Here is an 18,214-nt window from a genome sequence, read left to right as displayed (position 1 = left end):
TCTATTGTCTTGGGATGAGCGCGTCAGAGGGGGGAGTTTGAATTCACGTTTGTCCTTATTGTTCTGGGTGTTCTCCATTTTGGGATGTGGGAACGAAGCATCTGGGGTGATTACCGACCCAGCCGAGGGCGTGGCACGCTCCGGACTGACTGCGACCTACAACAGTTCGCTCAGGGTGCCCTGGTGTGGCTCGGTGGATAGCCTGTGCAGTTCAGGCACGCTCCTCAGAGGACGCGGCTCTGTAGGGCCGGAGCTCAACGCGCCAAACACGATCAAGGGCTCCTGCATTGACGGAAGCGGGGGCGTCTATCTTTCTAGCGACTCATTGGAGTCCTTGTCGGTCTCGACCCTCGACGGAACGCCGATGGCCGCCAACAAGCCCGTCAAGATTGATGCCATCCTTTACGCATCGAGTTCGTATTGGACCCGGCTTGAATTGTACCACGCCCCCAACGCGAACGAGCCGACGTGGACATACGTCACGACGCTCTATCCCGCGTGGTCGGGGAGTCAGATCGTCAGTACAACCTTCATCCTGCCAGAAGGGGCGCTCCAGGCGATTCGCGGCCGCGTCACGTCCACCAATTCAAGCCCGACGCCCTGTGCGGGAATCGCGCAATCGACCATCGATCATGACGACCTCGCATTCGCAGTGGGGCCTGCACCTCAAGATACGACTCCGCCGACCGTCACGCTGACCTCGCCTCGGGCAGGCACCATCGTGCCTCAAACCATCACCCTGACGGCGAGCGCAACTGACAACGTGGGGGTCGAGCGGGTCGAGTTCTACGGCGATGGCGCCTTGGTTGGAACAGCCACGACGGCCCCATACACATTCACTTGGGATGCAAGTGCGGGCCCCCACACCGTATTTGCCAGGGCGTATGACACCAAGGGGAATGTCGGCACGTCGGCGACGGTCTCGGTTGAGTCAAACCCCAGGCCGTCTGTCTGGTTCATCGAACCCGAGCCCAACGCATTCTTCACCGGGCAATACCATGTCGTCGCCGGGGCCAGCGATGAAACAGGGGTCACCCAGGTCCAGTTCATCGTTGGCACCGTGGCCCGAGCGACGGACACGACACCGCCGTACGAGGCGACCCTGGCCATCGAAGGGGTTCACACCGTGATTGCGCGGGCTTTCGATGCCGTTGGCAATACCACGGACGCAACGATTACTATTCGTAACGACACCCGCCCGCCGCAAGTAGCGATCACCTCGCCTGCGTCGCACATGACGTTACATGGTGTATGGAATATCACCGCGGCGACTTTCGATGATGTCGGTACGCAACGGGTCGAGTTCTTCGCCGGCGACGTTCCTCAGGGAGTCGTGACGACAGAACCGTACGTGGTGTCCTGGGACTCCCGCCTCTTCCAGACGGGCCCCGCGGCGAAGGCAGTGACACTGAAAGCCAGGGCATACGACCATGCCGGTCGCTCCGCCGAGACGACATCAACCGTCTATGTCTACAACGACATTACTCCCCCCGTCATCACATTGACTGCGCCCGCCAATGGGGCCGTCGTGTCGGGAATGGTAACGATCAGGGTAACAGCTTCGGACAATGACGCCCCACCCCGGGTCGACTTCTCACTCGATGGAGGGCCCCCTTTCGCGGCGGACAGCTTCGCTCCCTACGAGGCGCATTGGGATTCGCGCCTGGTTTCCAATGGCGCGCATGTCCTGACAGTGACCGCCATCGACCGGCAGGGGAACGAAGCTTCACAGTTCATCGAAATCGAGGTCGATAACGACCAGGCCCCCCCTACGGTAGCGCTCACCGCACCCACGGATGGCGCAACGGTCGAAGGCGTCGTCACACTGGTCGCGAATGCCCATGACGACAAGGGTGTCACCAAGGTTGAGTTCCTGGTGAACGGGGCACTGCAGACGACCGTCACTTCGGCGCCATGGACCTTCGCGTGGAACACCCGAGCGACGTGGGGATATAATGGGCCCAGGACGCTTCTCGCTCGCGCATATGACGCAGCCGGCAACGTCACGACCTCCGCCCCCGTGAACATCACTGTCACGAATGACTGGCAGTCTCCCACCGTCGTAATCACGGCACCCTCGGCGGGAGCGTACGTCACCGGGCTCGTTCCAGTCACCGTCGAAGCCACGGACAATCGCGCAGTCGTTCGGGTCGATTTTTCGGTCGACTATCAGGTCATCGCGACCCGGAACACCGCGCCGTACGTGTTTCTGTGGGACACCCGAACGCTGACTCCAGGGCTCCACATCATGGGCGCGATGTCCCATGACGCCGCGGGAAACACGTCGTCGGTGACGTGGGGCGTATTCGTCATCAAGGACGAGGCGCCTCCACACGCCACGATGGATTGGCCCAGGAGCGGAGATGTCGTCTGGGGAGAAATCTTCCTGCAGGCCTCCGCGCAAGACAACCTGGGCGTCACCCGGGTTGAGTTCCTGGTCGATGGTGCCGTCGTCGGGCAAGACGATACCTACCCCTATTATATCCACTGGGACACCACGACTGTTTCGAATGGCTCCCACGCAATCACTGCCCGAGCGTGGGATGCGAGCGAAAACACGCATGTGTCCGAGGAACTGATCGTCGAGGTAGACAACATCGGCCTGGGGGGAGAGGCGCGCTACAACGAGACCTATCAGGCGCCGACTTGCCTGCGGACCGAGTCTGTATGTGACTCTGGCGACTTGCTGGTGGGACGTGGCCCCTTGGGCCCTGAACTGAATACGCCGAACACCCTTGCAGGCAGTTGCCCCGATGGGACGACTGGAGTCTTTCATGCCGAAGAGTCTGTCGAGCGCATCTGGGTTGAGACCGTGAATCGAGGCCCCCTGTTCGAGGGAGACCTGGTGAACATCGTCGTGGATGTATATGCCTGGGGAAAGGGAGATTTCCTCGACGTCTATCATGCACCCGACGCGGACAACCCCGTCTGGTCGCTCATGAGCACGACGCCAGCGGTCGCACGGGGTCCCCATACGATGACAACAACGATGACGTTGCCGCCAGGACGCCGGCAGGCGATTCGAGCAAACTTTCGCTTTCGAGGGAGTCCGTCGATTTGCTCGACGGGTGCCTATGATGAAAGCGACGACCTCGTTTTCGCGGTAGCTCCCTGGTAAAATTACGACGCCATTGCAACGGAGCCCTGCGCCCATCGCTGCAATGACACGCCTGCCCAAGCACCGGGGGACGACGAGGCCGGTACCTTGATGAACTTGCTGCCTGCGGCAACGAGTCGTACTGGATTGACTTCTATTCAGACGCGAGCCTCACTCGGTGGGTCGGCGACAAGTCTTGTAGCTGCAACGAGACGGCCCGTATCTCCGGACGGCAGACGGCATTCTCCGTGACGGACTTCTACTCCGTCTGCCGTTAGCCGTTATCCCGAGCCCCCAGTGCCCGGCCCTCTCACCCGAAGGGCCGGGTCGTTCCGGCCATGACACAGACACCGCAATGCGTCATCCAACGATGCAATCCGTTTCAACCCACCGGGTGTCAGAAACACACCATTTACATTAAGTGAAAACCCCCATACACACCGCGCGTCTCCAATTCGGGGACAACTCGCAATGAGGGGGAAGTCATGAAGAAGCTCAATACGTTGGGAGTCGTGGGTCTGCTGTCTCTGGCTTCCGTTGGCTGCGGTGGGGAGTACACGCCGGAGGACGAGCAGGCCATGCAGCAGCCTGAGCTGAGCGATGTGGAGCAGGCCATGGAGTCCGCGTGGATTGACGCTGGTCAGACGCGTGATTTCTCGACCTGGCTGTTCGGCGTGACGCCGTTCTCCATCCAGAACGTCGGTACCGCCCCCACGTCGTATTATGCGTACTGCGGGAGCAACAACATCTCCGGTACCGTTGGTGTCGGCCAGACGCACAGCAACCTGAACCTCAACTGCGCGTGGCCCGGGGCGCGGCTCTACGTGAGCAACACGAGCGGCACCGTCGGCACCCACAAGCTCTACGTCTGGACCTGGTAGCGCGCTGTTTCCGTAGCCCGCCATCCGGATGGCGCACTGGGGGAACTCTCTGCAGGGGGTTCCCCTTTTTCATGGTCGCTCGCCCCTTGACTGAACGTGCTTTCAGGCCCACGGTGGGCGCATGAAGGCGCGTCCCATCGACAATCCGCCCAACCCCTGGGCGAGCACCGCGGTGGAGTACCTGGACGAAATCCCGCCGTCCAAGCTGGAGGTCTTCGAGGACCACAGCCGGCAGGTGCTGTCGCACAACGACAGCCCGGACGTGGGGTTCAGCTGGAGCGTCAACCCGTACCGGGGCTGCCTCCACGCCTGCGCGTACTGCTACGCGCGGCCCACGCACCAGTACCTGGACATGGGCGCGGGCACCGACTTCGAGACGAAGCTGGTGGTGAAGCCCCGGGCGCCGGAGCTGCTCCGCGAGGCCTTCGAGAAACCCTCCTGGAAGGGTGAAACCGTCGTCTTCAGCGGCGTCACCGACTGCTACCAGCCGCTGGAGGCCTCCTTACGGCTGACGCGAGGATGCCTGGAGGTCTGCGCCGAGTACCGCAACCCGGTGGGCATCATCACCAAGGGCGTGCTCGTCGAACGGGACTTGGACGTCCTCCAACGGCTGGCCCGGGACGCGCGCCTGTGGGTCAGCATCAGCCTCCCCTTCCACAACGCGGAGCTGGCCCGGGCCATGGAGCCCTATGCCGCCTCCCCCATGCGCCGGCTGCTGACCATCCGCCGGCTCACCGAGGCGGGCATCGACGTGGCGGTGTCGGTGGCGCCCATCATCCCGGGCCTCAACGACGAGGACATCCACCGCGTGCTGGCCGCGGCACGTGAAGCCGGCGCCACCCGCGCGCACCACATCCTGGTGCGGCTGCCCGGCCCGGTGAAGGACGTCTTCGCGGAGCGGCTGCGCGCGAAGCTGCCCCTGCGCGCGGAACGGGTGCTCCACCGCATCCGGGAAACCCGCGGCGGGGAGCTCAACGACAGCCGCTTCAAGCACCGCATGCGCGGTGACGGCCTCTACGCGGAGACCATCCACCGCCTCTTCCACACGGCGGCGCGCAAGGTGGGCATCCGCGCCTCCTACATCACCGAGGACGCTCCGGACACCTTCCGGCGTCCGGAGCGCAAGCCGCCGCCCACGCCGCAGCTCAGTCTCTTCTGAGCGCGCACGCGGGCGGCGGGCGTCATTTCCGGATGGCTTGGACGATGGTGATGAGGACGACGGAGCCCACCGTCGCCACCAGCAGTGACCAGAGGTTGAAGCCCGTCACCCCGGTGCCGCCCATCAGACTGAAAATCCATCCGCCAATCATGGCCCCGACAATGCCGGTGGCGATGTTGGCGAACATGCCCATGCGGGCGTTGGTGCCCTTGATGATGCTGGCCAGCCAGCCCGCAATGCCACCCAGCACCAACCACGTACAGATTCCCATGACGACCTCCTTCGTGCCCTCCGGTTGCTATCAGACCTCCCGCCCTCGCGCAGCGGCCGACCGTCCTCCGAATGTACGCGCGAGCCACGGACGCATTGCATCCGGCCCCTGAAACGACGACGCCCCGTGCCTCGCTCGGAGACACGGGGCATCCGCGCCGCACGTGGCGCGCACCGGAGTCACTCAGTCCTTGCCGAGCATCCCGTCACGCAGGCTGCCATCCACCGGGCTCTTGCCCACGAAGACGGAGAAGAGCGCGTCGGAGAAGTCCTTGCCCTCGACGGAGATCTCCTTGCCCGTCTTGCTGGACACCTGCGTTCCCTGGCCGGGGATGTACGTGAGGATGAGCTCGTCACCCTTCTTCACGTCCGGGATGGCCGCGTTGAAGGTGTCCAGCTTGGGCTGGAGCTCCGGCAGCTTGGAGCCCGCGTTCTTTTTGAAGCCGTCGCCAATGGCATCGACGATGGTCTTCTTGTCCAGGTCCCGCAGCATGTACATGCGCACGCGCTTGATCTGGTCCGAGCTGATGATGGCGGCGCCATCCTTGGACGGCGTCTCCAGGTAGAGCCCCGCCGTGTAGACCTTGAACACCAGCTTGCTGCGCAGGCCCACGCCGTTGAGCTTCAGCTCCTTGCCGGCGACGGTGGCCGTCTCCGGATACTTCACCCCCGCGACGTCCTTGGCGAAGGCCGGAGCGGCGAACATCAGGGACAGCACGACGGCGGTCAGCGTGGCTTTCATGAATCCTCCGGGCATGGGTAATCCGTGCGGTTGGACGCAGCCTACCCGCGCGTCTTCACGAAGTGGTCCATGAAGGCGGCCAGCGTGCGCACATTCTCTACGCTCACCGCGTTGTACATCGAAACGCGGATTCCTCCGGCCGTCCGGTGCCCCTTGAGGCCCACCATTCCTTGCTGCTTCGCGTCAGCGACGAAAGCCGCATCCAATTCATCCGTGGGCAACTGGAAGACAGCGTTCATCACTGAACGGGACTCGCGCTCCACCGGCGCGCGGTAGAAGTCCGGGTGCCGGTCCACGGCCCCATAGAGCAACGCCGCTTTTTCCCGGTTCCACTGCTCCAACTGCGCGAGCCCCCCCACCGACTGAATCCAGGCCAGGACGTTGCGCACCAGGTAGATGGCCAGGGTGGGCGGCGTGTTGTAGAGCGAGTTGTTCTCCGCGTGGGTGGTGTAGCGGAAGATCTTCGGAATGTCCGTCCGGCCCCGCGCGATGAACGCCTTGTCAGCCACCACCAGCGTCACGCCGGAGGGCCCCAGGTTCTTCTGCGCGCCCGCGTAGATGAGGCCGAAGCGGCTGACATCGAAGCCCTTCCACAGGAAGTCCGAGCTCATGTCCGCCACCAACGGCACGTTCCCCACGTCCGGGAAGGTGTGCCACTGGGTGCCGAAGATGGTGTTGTTGCTCGTCAGGTGGACATACGCCGCGTTCGAGTCGAGGCGCAGCTCATCCTGGCGGGGCACCCGCGTGTGGCGCTTGTCCGGCCGCGCCGTGCTCACCGCGACGCGCGGCGTGCCGTAGTACTTCGCCTCGTCGAAGGCCTTCTCGCTCCACACGCCCGTCATGAGGTAGTCCGCGCTGGCGCCGGGCCGCAGGAAGTTCATCGGCACCTGGGCGAACTGCTGGGAGGCGCCGCCGGTGAGGAACAGGACCTGGTGGGTGTCGGGAATCCCTAGCAGCCGGGTCAACAGGGAGATGGCTTCGTCGTGGACCCCCTCGTATTCCCGTCCCCGGTGGCTGTGCTCCATCACCGACATGCCGGAGCCCTGGAAGTCAATCAGTTCGTCCCGAGCCCGCTCGAGGGCCGGCAGTGGCAGTCCGGCCGGGCCGGCGTTGAAGTTGATGACGCGCATGGCAGTGTCCCTTCTTGAAATGAACGGCCGCGGAGACATTCTTCCCCCCAGCGCCCCCCCGGGTGCCAGCGAGAAAAAGGTTGCCCGCCTGCATCCATGGAGACGGTGGCGTCCACCGGCCCTGTGGCCGGTGGGCCTTTGCGAGGGTCTGGAGGTCAGGTGGGTGCGTCGGAGGGACTGACGGAGTGGGTGCGGCGGGCATCGCAAGGGCAGGCGTCTGCCTACAGCGAGCTCTACCGGCGCACGCGTCCCCTGGTGACGCGGCTGGTGGGCGGCTTCGCCCAACTGGACGCGGATGAGGTGGAGGACGTCATCCAGGAGACCTTCGTCCGGGCGTTCCGGGCGCTCCCCCGGTTGAAGGAGCCGGGGGCCTTCGAGTCATGGCTGCTGTCCATTGCCCGAAACCGGGCCCGGACACGGCTGGAGCGGAAGTCCAGCACCCGGCGGCTGGAGGAAGACGTGGCGGACCCGGAACCGGAACCGGTCCCCCACATTCCCGAGGCGCTGCAACTGGAGCGTGACATCGCGGTGGTGCGGCGACTCATCGCGGAGCTGCCCGAAGGCGAGGAGAAACGGACGGTGCACCTCTTCTACGTGGAGGGTGAGCTGTCCGCGCGGGAGATTGCGGAGAAGCTGGGCGTGGGAAAAAGCGCGGTGACGATGCGGCTGGAGCGGTTCCGGTCTCGAATCAAACGCGAGCTGCTGCGGCGAGTCCTCGCCGGCCGGTGGGAGTGAGTGTTCATGAAGCACCTGGATGATGGCGCACTGGGCGCCCTTTCCCGCCGAGAGCCCGAGGCCGTGGCGTACTTCGCCACGCACCTGGCGCACCCGTGTGAGACGTGCGAGGCGTTCCTCGCCACGCACCCGGGCCCGGGCCTGCTCGACGGCCAGGTGGACTCGCTGCTGCTGGGGCTCGCTCCGACCGGCGCGTCCGCTCCGCCCCTGGATGAAGTGGGTCTGGCGCGAGTGCGGCGCGAGCTGCGAGCCCATCGGCCCGCGGCCGGGCGCTGGGGCATGGTCGCCGGAGGGCTTGCCGCGTGCCTGCTGGCGGTGGTGTTGCTGCCCCGCATGCGGGTGGCGGACCCGGTCGGCCAGGAAGGCTCCGCGGTGGAATGGACGGGTGAGAAGGGACGCCTGGCACGCATCGCCCTGGAGCTGTCGGTGGTGGCTCGCGACAGCGCGGGAGTCCTGCGGCGTCTGGACCCGGGCAGCTCGGTGAAGGATTCGGATGTGTTGCTCCTGCGCTACCACGCCACCGAGGCGGGCACCGCCCTGCTCTTCGAGCAACGGCAGGGCGCGGCGCCGGAGCTGCTGGGCCACTTTCCCCTGGTCGCGGGCACCCATGACCTGCAGGGGCCGCAGGGGCTCGCGGGCGTGAGCCTCGCGGGAGAGGCCGGCCCGGTGACGCTGTGGCTGGTGGGCTCCACCGGTGCGCCGCCAGAGGCCGAGACGGTCAGTGAAATGTTGGAGGGAGGCAGCGGGGCAGGCCCCCAGGGCCAGGGCCCACTGGCCATCATCCGGTTCGACGTGAGCGTGCGAAGCGGCCAGAATCGTCCTTGAACGGTTCCACGTGAGGCGACTCCTTCCCATCCTGCTGGCCTGTCTGGCCGCGTGCGCGACGCCCTCCTCCTCCGGGGAGAAGGGTGGACTGGTGCCGCTGAAGCTCGATGAAGCGTCGCTGTCCAGCGCCTACAAGCCACGCCGGATGGCCCTGCTGGTGGGCATCGCCTCGTTCGACGACCCGCGCTGGAAGGAGCTGCGCTACACCGGCAAGGACGCCCGTGATTTGGGCGCCGCGCTGAAGGACCCCGCGCGCGGCGGGTTCGACCAGGTGCGCGTGCTCACCCGGCGCGAGGAGACGACGCGCAAGGCCATCCTCGCGGCGCTCCAGCAGCTCAAGAAGGAGGCGAACCGCCCCGATGACGTGGTGGTCGTCTACTTCTCAGCGCACGGCACGCTGGCGCGCGACGCGAAGGGCGAGCTGCGGCGCTACCTGGTCACCCGCGACGCGGCCTACCGGGACATCCCCCAGACGGCGCTGAGCATGGACACGCTGAAGGCGGAGTTCGACGGGCTGGCCAGCCGGCGCCGAATGCTGGTGCTGGCCACCTGCCACAGCGGCAGCGGCAAGTCGTTGCTGCCCAAGGAATTGAAGGCGGAGCTGGAGGGCATCAAGTCCGGCTTCTACGCCCGGCCGCTGGAGGAGTCGTCGCGCGCGTCCATGGTGTTCGCCGCCTGCGACTGGGGCGAGACGGCGCGCGAGGACGAGAGCCTGCGCAACGACATCTACACCCACTTCCTCATCGACGGCTTGAGCGGCGCGGCGGACCGCAATGGTGACGGCGCCGTCACGGCCACCGAGGCCCATGACCACGCACGCCGCCGCACCTTCGCCTTCACCGAGGGGCGGCAGCGGCCGTCGGCGGAAATCCTGGAAGTGGGCGCGGACCCCGTGGTGCTCTCCGGCAGCATCACCCGGACGGGCCGCCCCGAGCTGTTCTCCTACAACCCGCGCCTGGACGGCTTCACGCTCAAGGTGGACGGCGAGGAGCGCACGGACCTGCCCGGCGGCGCGGCGGTGACGCCCGGCAAGCGGACGGTGGAGCTGACCAAGGGCGACGCGGTCCTCATGCGCCGTGACGTGGAGGTGGGCCAGGGGGACCGTCTGCCCCTGGAGCGCCTGCTGGCGGAGGCCTTCCCGCGGCGCTCGCTGTCGCTGATGGGCGGCATGTTCAGCTTCGCGGATGCCCGCAGCCGCACGGAGCTGCTGCCCATGTCCCCCGAAGTCGCCCTGTCGTTGCGGCTGGAGGACCAGCCGCTTCAGGATTTCGGACTGCTCTTCGACGTGGCCTTCAGCACCGGCGACCGGGCCCTGCAGCTGACGCCGGGCAGCGAGGTGCCCTTCCGCTACACCACCGTCTCCGCGGGCGTGGCCCTCCCCTACCTGTGGCGCTGGGAGCGGCTGACGTTGTTCGCGGGGCCGCGTGTGGCCGGCCTGCACCTCAGGCGGTCCTTTGACGTAGAGGCCGCCGTCAACGGGCAACGGTTCTTCACCGTCAGCCCCGGCGTGGTGGGCGGCATCGTGTGGCGGGTGGGTGAGCGGCTGGAGCTGATGACACAGGCCCAGTTCATGCTGACGTATGTCGTTGTGGATGGGCAGGGGCAGGCCGTGGGTTTCACGGGTGGCTGGGCAGGCGCGGGATATCGTTTCTGATGCGCTCGACGTTTCACATCGCGGTAGCCACCCTCGTGGCCTGCTGCGCCGCGGGCTGCGGCAACCTGGAGAACGCCCCCTTCCGGGTAGGCACCGTGCATGGGCAGCTCACGGAGAGCGACCCCGCGGTGGCCATGGTGTCGCTGGTGGGCCAGCCCGGCGTGAGCAGCCATGTCGGCGCGGACGGGCGCTTCACCCTGGAAGACGTCCCCACGGGGATGGCGGAGCTCTTCATCATCGCCACGACCGAAAAGGCCGCCCGCGTCCAGGTGCGGGTATTGGGAGGCCAGTCCGTCCAGGTGCAACCGGTGGCGCCCACGCCCGCGGGCTTCCTCGACTTGCACGTGAAGACGACCAACGGCTTCCGGCTGTCCGCGGCGGAGGCGTCCGTGGAGGGCACGCCCTTCCAGCGGCTGCTGCTGGACGCGAAGGGGCGACTGCGCGTGGGGCCCCTTCCGGACGGCTGCTACACGGTGACGGTGACGGCCCTGGGATTTCCGGCCACCCAGGTCCAGGACTGCGCGGGCCCGGGCGAGAAGAAGGAGCTCAAGGTCGACCTGGTGGTGGATGAGTCGCTCCTCGAACAGGGCTGCCAAGAGATTGGCTGCGAGGAAGGCCTGGTGTGCGCGCCGAACAAGAAGTGCCTGGAGTGCTTCGGCAACTCGCACTGCGGCGAGGGATTGACCTGCAAGGGCAACCGCTGCGAAGGCCCCGGTCCCCTGTGCGCGCCCTGCACGGGCGACTGGCAATGCGCCCCGGGGACGCACTGCGAGGTGCTGCCCAGAGGAAGCGCCGCATGCGCCACCCGGTGTGACGACAACGATGTCGCCCCCCCCACCGTCCAGGTACCGCCGGACGACGATGGGTCGACACGGTGCGCGCCGGGATTCACCTGCCAGTCCGGGCGGTGCCTGCCGGATGCCGCGAACTTCGCGGGCTGCCATGCCCTGCGGCGGATGGACGCGCCCTGCACCGACGACGCGAGCTGCCACGAGCTGGGACTGCTCGAAGGGCGCTGTGTCAGCGGGGCCTGCACGGCGCCCTGCGCAACAGACCTCGACTGCCCGGGCAGCCGGCGGTGCGTGGATTCATCGGCGGGCCCCGTCTGCCAGGCCGGGACGTGACCCCGTGGCGAGCCAAGGCCCCCCTCGGCTCCGCCTCGTCCTGGTCCCCCTGTACGCCGCCACGTTGTGGGGCTGTGAGCCAGCCCCCCGCCCTCCGTCAACGACTCACAACACGCCTCCCCGGCTCGAAGTCAGCCCCACCCTGGACATCATCCCGCTGCGCGTGGGCCAGGCCGTGGAGTTCGCGGCCACCGTCGAAGATGAAGAGGAAGGCGCAGCGTTGGGCGCCAACGTGCTGTGGGTGTCCTCCATCGAAGGGCAACTGGCCCGCGGCGCGCGCGCCACCCTCGCCTTCCGCGAACCAGGAGAGCAGCGGCTGACCGCCTCGGTGGTGGACGCCGGTGGACTGGCCGCGAGCGCGTCACTCCACCTGAACGTCCTCGCGCGGGGTGCTCCCGTGGCCACCGTGCTGCGCCCCGCGCCGGGCAGCACCTTCAACCTCGGCGAGGAGCTGGGCCTGGAGTGCATGGCGATGACGGAGCGTGGCGTGCGGCTCCAGGGGCGCGCGGTGCAGTGGACGTCCGCGCTGTCCGGGCCGCTGCCTGCCGGCGACGTGGCGCGGGCGACATTGTCCGTGGCCGGCGAGGACACCCTCCGCTGCACCGCGGAGGACTCCGCCACGAAGGCCTCCGCCACCGCCGAAGTGCGCGTCACCGTCCGCGCCACGCGCGCCCCCAGCGTGCGCATCCTCCGGCCCGAGCCCGCGGAGATCTTCGTGAAGCAAGGCGAGGCCCCGCCCCACGGCGCCTCCGTCCGCTTCGCGGCCACCGCCCAGGACTTCCACGCCGAGGGAGGCACGGGCAACCTGGACGGCGCGGTGGAGTGGAGCCTGGCGCCCTCCGGGCATCCGCTGGGCCGAGGCCCGGCCCTGACACACGCCTTCACCACGCCCGGCGTCTACACGGTGAGGGCGCGGGTGGTGGATGGGCGCGGCAACACCGCCTTGGACAGCGTGCAGGTGCGGCTGGTCACCAACCTTCCGCCCCGGTGCGAGTTGGAGCTCCCCACGACCGAGAATCCACGCCTGCTCGTGGGCGTCCCCAGCCGGCTGCGGGCCCGCTGCGTGGACCCGGAGACGGAGCAACCGGTGGAGCCCATCTGGACCGCCAGCGCCGAGCCCACGCCCCTGGGCACGGGTGAAGCCGTGAGCGCCGTGCTGTCCGTGGCCGGTGCGCAGGTGTTGTCCGCGTGCGCCGTGGACCCAGAAGACACCGCGTTGCGCGGCTGCGTGGAACGGCCGGTGCGCGCCATCATCAACACGCCGCCCACGGGCTGCTCCATCCAGGCACCGCTTCCGGACGCGGTGGTGAACGCGGGTGTGCCCCAGACGCTCACGGGTTCGGCGTCGGACGCGGAGGATGCGCGGACGGGCCTGCGCTACACGTGGGTGTCCTCGCGGGACGGCGCGCTGGCCCAGGGTCCGAACACGCACACCGTCCGCCTGTCCACGCCCGGCCACCACGTGCTGACGCTCACCGCGACGGACCCGTGGGGACTCGCCTGCGCGGCGGCCGTGGCCGTCACCGTGAATGGCGCGCCCGACGTGCGGGTGGAGAGCGTGATGCAAGGACCGCTGGATTGCGGCAGAGGCCCATGCCTGGAGGGGCAACCCGTGGTCCTCACCGGCTTCGCGAGGCCCGCGGCCCCTCAGGGCCACATCGCGGAGTTGGCGTGGCTGGACAACCTGGCGGGGAGCTTCTTGACGGTCGCGCTGCCGCTGCCCACCGCCACCCTCGCCTTTCCCCTCGTCGGTCGCCACACGACGGTGCTGGCCGCCACCGACCAGGACGGCGCGGTGAGCCGCGCGGCGACGTCCTTCACGGTGCTGCCGCTGGGACGCGCGCGGTTGATGGAGGACGTTCCGGACGCGCAGCGGCCCGTGGTGGCCCTCGCACTCACCCCGGACGGGCTCCGCTACGCCGATGGTGCCTCCCCTCGGGTGTATGCGGAGCGCGCCTCCACGGTGTTACTGGACGTGGACGCCCCGGCCCTGTCGCTCCATGCGTTTCAAGGTGGAGGCGACGACGTGCTCTTCGTGGGCACCGACGGCGGCGGCGTGCTCCGGTGTATCCAGCGCACCTGCACGCGACACACGGGCGCCATGCTGGGGTCCACGGGCGCGGCGGTGACCGCGGTGGCCGCATGGGAATCCCCGGACGTGCTGCTGCTGGGCACCCGCCGGGGCCTGGTCCTCACACGCGCGAGCGACCCCGCCTCCGGAGGACGCGCGGGCACCGTGGGAGGCCGCCGCCTGCTGGAGGGACTTGAGGTGCGCCAGCTCGCCATCTCCCCGGACTCCAGCCCGGAACGCGTGACGGCCTGGGCGGCCACATCGGGCGGCCTGGCGGAAATCACCATCTGGGCGAACGACGACTTCGAGCCCGGGCTCGCCGAAGTCTCGGTGCGGCTTCACGCTCCGCCGGCCATCCCCGATGACGACGTCCTCTCCGTGGCCGTGGGGCCGGAGGGCCAGGTGTTCGCCGGCACGAGGAAGGGCTTCAGCGCGCTGGGACAGCCCGGTCCCGCGCTGCGCGACGCGCCCTGGAGACTGCAGGACGAGGAGATTCGCACGCTCCACTTCGAACGGCAGGCCGCGGACGCGCGCACCCGGGACATCCTCTGGGCCGGCACGAAGAACGGGCTGGTGCGTTATGACGTGTCAGCAGACATCGCCACCCACTTCGGAACGGAAGAGGGCTTGCCGGCCCCGGACGTGAGCGCCCTGCTGGTGGCTCCGGGAGGACCTCGCTACGTGGGCACGGCGCGAGGCCTGGTGACGTACCCCTGGCACTGAGCGCCCAGACAGCGAGGGCCCTTCATCCCCCGTCGCTGCCGTCCGGGACAAGCACCAGTCCGTCGCGGCCGAAGCGCGTCACCGTCGCGTGCAGGTCGGCTTCCACCATGCCCGTGGCCGCCACCACGTCCGCCAGGGCCAGCCCTTCCACCGCCATCTTCAACACCAGCAGCGCCGGTGGCGTGGCGGCCATGTAGAGCGTCTTCAACTGCTCCGGGTGGCGCCACAGCAGCGCCAGCTCCGCGCCTGCCTCCGGTGACGTCGCGGCGCCTCGGGCCCGCACGTACGCGCATAGGTGGAAGTCGTGCTCCAGCACCACCAGGGTGGGATTGGCCGTCAGCCGCTCCACGCGTTCGGGCGAAGGCTCCAGGGACGCGAACACCGCGAAGTCGGTCCACTCGAAGCGGGCCAGCGCGGGCACGAAGGACGCCAACCTCCGCGAGGCCGCCGCGTCCGCGAGGAACGCGGGAAAGCCCTCGCACAGGTGGTTGAGCTCATGGTGCCGAGAGGGCCGCGTCCGCGTGAAGGCCACCACCAGGTCGTCCCATGCGTCCTGCCCCAGGGCCTGGCGCGTCAACGGAAAGACCTTGTCCAGCGCGGAGCGCACATGGCCGAGCACGAAGCCGCCGTAGAGCGACACCCGCTCGCGCGGCGCCTCCCACCCCGGGTGCCTCGCGTACAACGCGGCCAGCGACTCCGGGCCGGGCTCCGCGAGGTAGTCCCCCATGCTGTCGAAGAAGTCGCGCAGGGACGGCTTCATGGGCCGGCGACCTCCCGGAGCGACGCGCGCGCCACGTCCGCCTCGTCCAACACCGCATCCAGTGAAGGAAGGTCCTGGTCCCACTCGATGAGCGTCGCCACCGGGCCGGTGCGCGCCAGCACGTAGCGGTAGAGCGACCACACGTCGTCGCAGACGCGATCGCCATGCGTGTCGACGATGACGTCCGGGTAGCAGGTGTGGCCGGCCAGGTGAATCTGCACCACGCGCTCCAGCGGCAGGGCATCCACGAAGGCCCGCGCGTCGTAGCCATGGTTGCGCGCGTTGACGTAGACGTTGTTCACGTCCAGCAACAGCCCACAGTCCGCCTGCTCCACGACGTGGCGGAGGAAGTCCGCTTCCCGCAACGTGCCGCCGGGCATCCGCGCGTAGTAGCTGGGATTCTCCAGCAGGAAGGGACGGCCCACCCGGTTCATCACCTCGCGCACGCGGGGCACCACGTGCTCGACAGCGGCCTCGCTGAACGGCAGCGGCAGCAAGTCGTGCAGGTACACGCCGTCCAGCCGCGAAAAGCAGAGGTGGTCGGAGAAGAAGGGCGCGTCCACCCGCTTCACCAGTGCCGCCAGTCCCCGGACATAGTCGTCGTCCAGCGCGTCCGGGCCGCCGATGTTCAACCCCACGCCGTGGGGCAACACGGGCCACCGCTCCGTGCATGCGTCCAGCGCGCGCTGCGAGCGCCCACCCAGTGACAGGAAGTTCTCCGGGATGATCTCCACCCAGTCGAGCGTCCGTTCGGTGCGCGGCAGCTCCGCATAGAAGCTCCTGCGCAGCCCGATGCCCGCGCCCAGCGGCTTCAGCCCATGTCGCTGTGCGTACGTCACCACGGCAGAAGCCCTCTCGAAGCGTGGGAAACAACCCGGGCGGCGGTGGCGCTGCTCAACCGCCCGGCAGCGAGGGCCCGGCCTTCACCAGGCCCTCGGGACTTCCGTCCGGCGGAACTACTCCTTCTTCTGGCCGCCGCAGGAGCCGGAGCCGCACGAGCCGGCGCCACAGCTGCCCTCGGCGCCCTTCTCCTCGGTCGCGGCCGGAGCGGCCTCCTGCGACTCCGTGGCGCCGCTGCTCTCCGCGCCGGTCTCCTCGGCCGTGGCGGGCTCCATCTCCGCCGACTTCTTGGTCACACAACCCGTGGCCAGCGCGGCCAGGGACAGGGTGCCGACAACCGCTGCAAGCGCCTTGACGTTCATGGATGAGACTTCCTTTCGGTACTGCGTGGGGGTGTTGTGTGGAGGTCGTGGTTGCATTCAGGGTGTTTCGCCGTGGCTGCGCCGACCGACCACCGAATCACGCAACAGACTGTCTCGGGCGGGTACCAGCGAGACGCCGTTGGGTCCTTCCTGGACACCCAGCGCTTCTAGCAGACCGGCCTGCTCTGCAAAAGCAGGCCGCGGCAAGTGCCGCTCCAGCAGAGCATTGAACAGCGGCTGTCCCGCGATGGCATCCACCGCGGCACCGAATGCCCCGAAGGTCGAGGAACTACCGCGAACCGCGAGCAACTCCAGCACGTCATCCAGCCCACGCGTGTTTCCAGTGATACGGCGCAATTCCACGTCCAGATGCAACGCGAAGAGCGCTCCCGTCCAATAGACAGCGAGCGAAAAGCTGTCTTGAGACACGGCCTCCTGCATGGTTCGCGTGTCATTGCCCTCGAGCCCCCGAGCGAAGCCGCCCAGCAGCTCCTCCCAGGCGCGCCGCGAGTCCTGCCGTCCGGAGCGAGCACGCGCGACCTCCGTGTAGTAGGTGGCCAGCCCCTCCGACAGCCACGGCACGCGGGGCACGAAGACAGGATGGGTCAGGTGCAGCATCTCGTGGACGGCCACCCAGTCCCGCGCGAAGTCCTCCGGCCGCGCCTCCTGCCCCACGCTGATGGAGATGCTGGGCGGCGAACTCCAGCGCACCATGCCGAAGACGCTGGGCCCGTGGTGTCCGGGCGCGGGGATGACCCGCACGGTGATTCGCGGATGCGGGAAGGCGCGCCGCACGGTGCGGACCTCCTCCGCGGCCTTGCCCAACCAGGTGCAGACGGCCGCGTCGCTCAGGTGCGTGAAGTGTCCCAGGATGGCCACGTCCAGCACCGCGTCCGGCAGACGCACCTGGCACCGGCGGCCACCGAAGCCGTGGAAGCCCGAGTCCACCAGGTCCTCGCCGCGCAGCCGGTACACGCCATTCTCCCCGGGCTGCCACGGCAGCAATGCATCGGTGCCCACCAGCGACAGCTCCACGCGAAGGCCCGGCTTCACCACCCGCGGCCGGATGAGGTACGCGCGGCCCGCGACGTGCCGCGCATCGCCGTCTCCGGAGCCCTGGAAGAAGTCCGGGCCGCGCTCGCGAATAGAGGCGTCCAGCGCGTAGCGGTAGCGCAAGAAGCGCGTCCCCCGAGGCAGCACGACGCGGCCCTCCTGGACCGGCAACGTCTGGACGCCCCCATCCTCCCGGTGCGCGACCACTGTCGTCACGGCGCCCGGCTGACTGAAGAGGAACTCTCGCGGCGTTCCCCGCACCAGCACCACCTCCACGTCCACCGCGTGCTCGGGCTCACGCACGTAGGTGAGGTTGTAGCGCAGCGCCGCTGCATCCTCCCTGGGGTGGTGGCGCAGCGACGCCTGACACGACATCAGCGACAGGCCGAGCAGGATGACGGCGGCGGCTCGGGCACGCATGCGCAGCGGTGCCCTGCTCCACCTTCGCGGCCATCCATGCCCACCATCCATACGCGGCGAAGGTTCGCCCATGACGCGCCGGAGGTGAATCGTCCCCTGGCAGCGGGCGCCCCGCTCAGTCCCCACCTTCGATCGCACCCGAGCCCCGGACTGTTCTTGTAAACCGGCGTTTTACCCTTTACCGAAACGCGACCCGACCATGCCGCAGCGCATCAGTAAATGCTTGACAAGGCGCTGTGGAGAGAGCGGCGACAGGTTCCCCACACGCCCCAAAAGGGAAGTGATTTCATGAGGTTGAATGTACCCGGCACCCCGGTTCCGACCGCGGTCCAACCGGTCCGTCGCAGGGCCGACAGGGGTCCTCGTGG

15 protein-coding genes are annotated in these 18,214 nt (G+C 68.0%); 8 read left to right on the top strand and 7 right to left on the bottom strand.

The features are described from left to right. The first annotated feature begins 334 nt into the window (after positions 1-334). The 3 genes from F8M74_RS20505 to F8M74_RS20495 all read left to right on the top strand — a co-directional run bounded on the left by F8M74_RS20505 (position 335) and on the right by F8M74_RS20495 (position 5,137). Positions 335-3,118 (top strand): Ig-like domain-containing protein, encoded by a 2,784-nt coding sequence (locus F8M74_RS20505; RefSeq protein ID WP_141253753.1) that lies wholly within the window; start codon positions 335-337, stop codon positions 3,116-3,118. Between the two features lie 464 nt (positions 3,119-3,582). Further along, entirely contained in the window at positions 3,583-3,978 is a 396-nt protein-coding gene (locus F8M74_RS20500; protein ID WP_141253752.1) for a hypothetical protein, read from the top strand. 121 nt (positions 3,979-4,099) lie between these two features. Next, positions 4,100-5,137, top strand: coding sequence for a PA0069 family radical SAM protein (locus F8M74_RS20495; protein WP_140794007.1), 1,038 nt, complete (start codon positions 4,100-4,102; stop codon positions 5,135-5,137). Positions 5,138-5,159: 22 nt separating this feature from the next. On the opposite strand, the gene F8M74_RS20490 is transcribed toward F8M74_RS20495, so the two are convergent. The 3 genes from F8M74_RS20490 to serC form a co-directional block, all read right to left on the bottom strand. After that, entirely contained in the window at positions 5,160-5,408 is a 249-nt protein-coding gene (locus F8M74_RS20490; RefSeq protein WP_141253751.1) for a GlsB/YeaQ/YmgE family stress response membrane protein, read from the bottom strand. Positions 5,409-5,591: 183 nt separating this feature from the next. Next, on the bottom strand, positions 5,592-6,149 hold the full coding sequence (locus F8M74_RS20485; RefSeq protein WP_141253750.1) for a chalcone isomerase family protein: 558 nt from the start codon (positions 6,147-6,149) through the stop codon (positions 5,592-5,594). 41 nt (positions 6,150-6,190) lie between these two features. Continuing rightward, on the bottom strand, positions 6,191-7,279 hold the full coding sequence (gene serC / locus F8M74_RS20480) for a 3-phosphoserine/phosphohydroxythreonine transaminase (protein WP_141253749.1): 1,089 nt from the start codon (positions 7,277-7,279) through the stop codon (positions 6,191-6,193). 159 nt (positions 7,280-7,438) lie between these two features. Between serC and F8M74_RS20475 the strand changes: the two genes are divergently transcribed. Genes F8M74_RS20475 through F8M74_RS20455 form a run of 5 tightly spaced genes read left to right on the top strand, consistent with a single transcriptional unit; the run spans position 7,439 to position 14,411 of the window. Beyond that, positions 7,439-8,014, top strand: a complete 576-nt coding sequence (locus tag F8M74_RS20475) for an RNA polymerase sigma factor (RefSeq protein ID WP_171410236.1) — start codon at positions 7,439-7,441, stop codon at positions 8,012-8,014. A gap of 6 nt (positions 8,015-8,020) precedes the next feature. After that, a complete protein-coding gene (locus tag F8M74_RS20470; RefSeq protein ID WP_216619953.1) occupies positions 8,021-8,839 on the top strand; it encodes a hypothetical protein in 819 nt (272 codons plus the stop codon). A gap of 10 nt (positions 8,840-8,849) precedes the next feature. Further along, positions 8,850-10,493: a caspase family protein gene (locus F8M74_RS20465; RefSeq protein WP_141253746.1), complete on the top strand. Its 1,644-nt coding sequence runs from the start codon at positions 8,850-8,852 to the stop codon at positions 10,491-10,493. Next, complete coding sequence (locus F8M74_RS20460) at positions 10,493-11,617, top strand: carboxypeptidase regulatory-like domain-containing protein (RefSeq protein WP_141253745.1); 1,125 nt, start codon at positions 10,493-10,495, stop codon at positions 11,615-11,617. The genes F8M74_RS20465 and F8M74_RS20460 overlap by 1 nt, the downstream gene beginning before the upstream one ends. A 4-nt stretch (positions 11,618-11,621) precedes the next feature. Beyond that, on the top strand, positions 11,622-14,411 hold the full coding sequence (locus tag F8M74_RS20455) for a PKD domain-containing protein (protein WP_141253744.1): 2,790 nt from the start codon (positions 11,622-11,624) through the stop codon (positions 14,409-14,411). 22 nt (positions 14,412-14,433) lie between these two features. On the opposite strand, the gene F8M74_RS20450 is transcribed toward F8M74_RS20455, so the two are convergent. The 4 genes from F8M74_RS20450 to F8M74_RS20435 all read right to left on the bottom strand — a co-directional run bounded on the left by F8M74_RS20450 (position 14,434) and on the right by F8M74_RS20435 (position 17,846). After that, entirely contained in the window at positions 14,434-15,171 is a 738-nt protein-coding gene (locus F8M74_RS20450) for a DUF2063 domain-containing protein (RefSeq protein ID WP_141253743.1), read from the bottom strand. Then, positions 15,168-16,013 carry a DUF692 domain-containing protein gene (locus F8M74_RS20445; protein WP_141253742.1) on the bottom strand — a complete coding sequence of 282 codons (846 nt, stop codon included), beginning with the start codon at positions 16,011-16,013 and terminating at the stop codon, positions 15,168-15,170. The genes F8M74_RS20450 and F8M74_RS20445 overlap by 4 nt, the downstream gene beginning before the upstream one ends. A 114-nt stretch (positions 16,014-16,127) precedes the next feature. Next, on the bottom strand, positions 16,128-16,373 hold the full coding sequence (locus F8M74_RS20440; RefSeq protein ID WP_140794029.1) for a hypothetical protein: 246 nt from the start codon (positions 16,371-16,373) through the stop codon (positions 16,128-16,130). A gap of 57 nt (positions 16,374-16,430) precedes the next feature. After that, on the bottom strand, positions 16,431-17,846 hold the full coding sequence (locus tag F8M74_RS20435) for a hypothetical protein (protein ID WP_228559863.1): 1,416 nt from the start codon (positions 17,844-17,846) through the stop codon (positions 16,431-16,433). Positions 17,847-18,214 lie beyond the last annotated feature (368 nt).

Origin of the sequence: Myxococcus sp. CA023 (genome assembly GCF_010998615.1) — a bacterium.
Taxonomy (GTDB): domain Bacteria; phylum Myxococcota; class Myxococcia; order Myxococcales; family Myxococcaceae; genus Myxococcus.
Note: the sequence above shows the minus strand (reverse complement) of the source record. Positions and strands in the feature narration are given on the sequence as shown.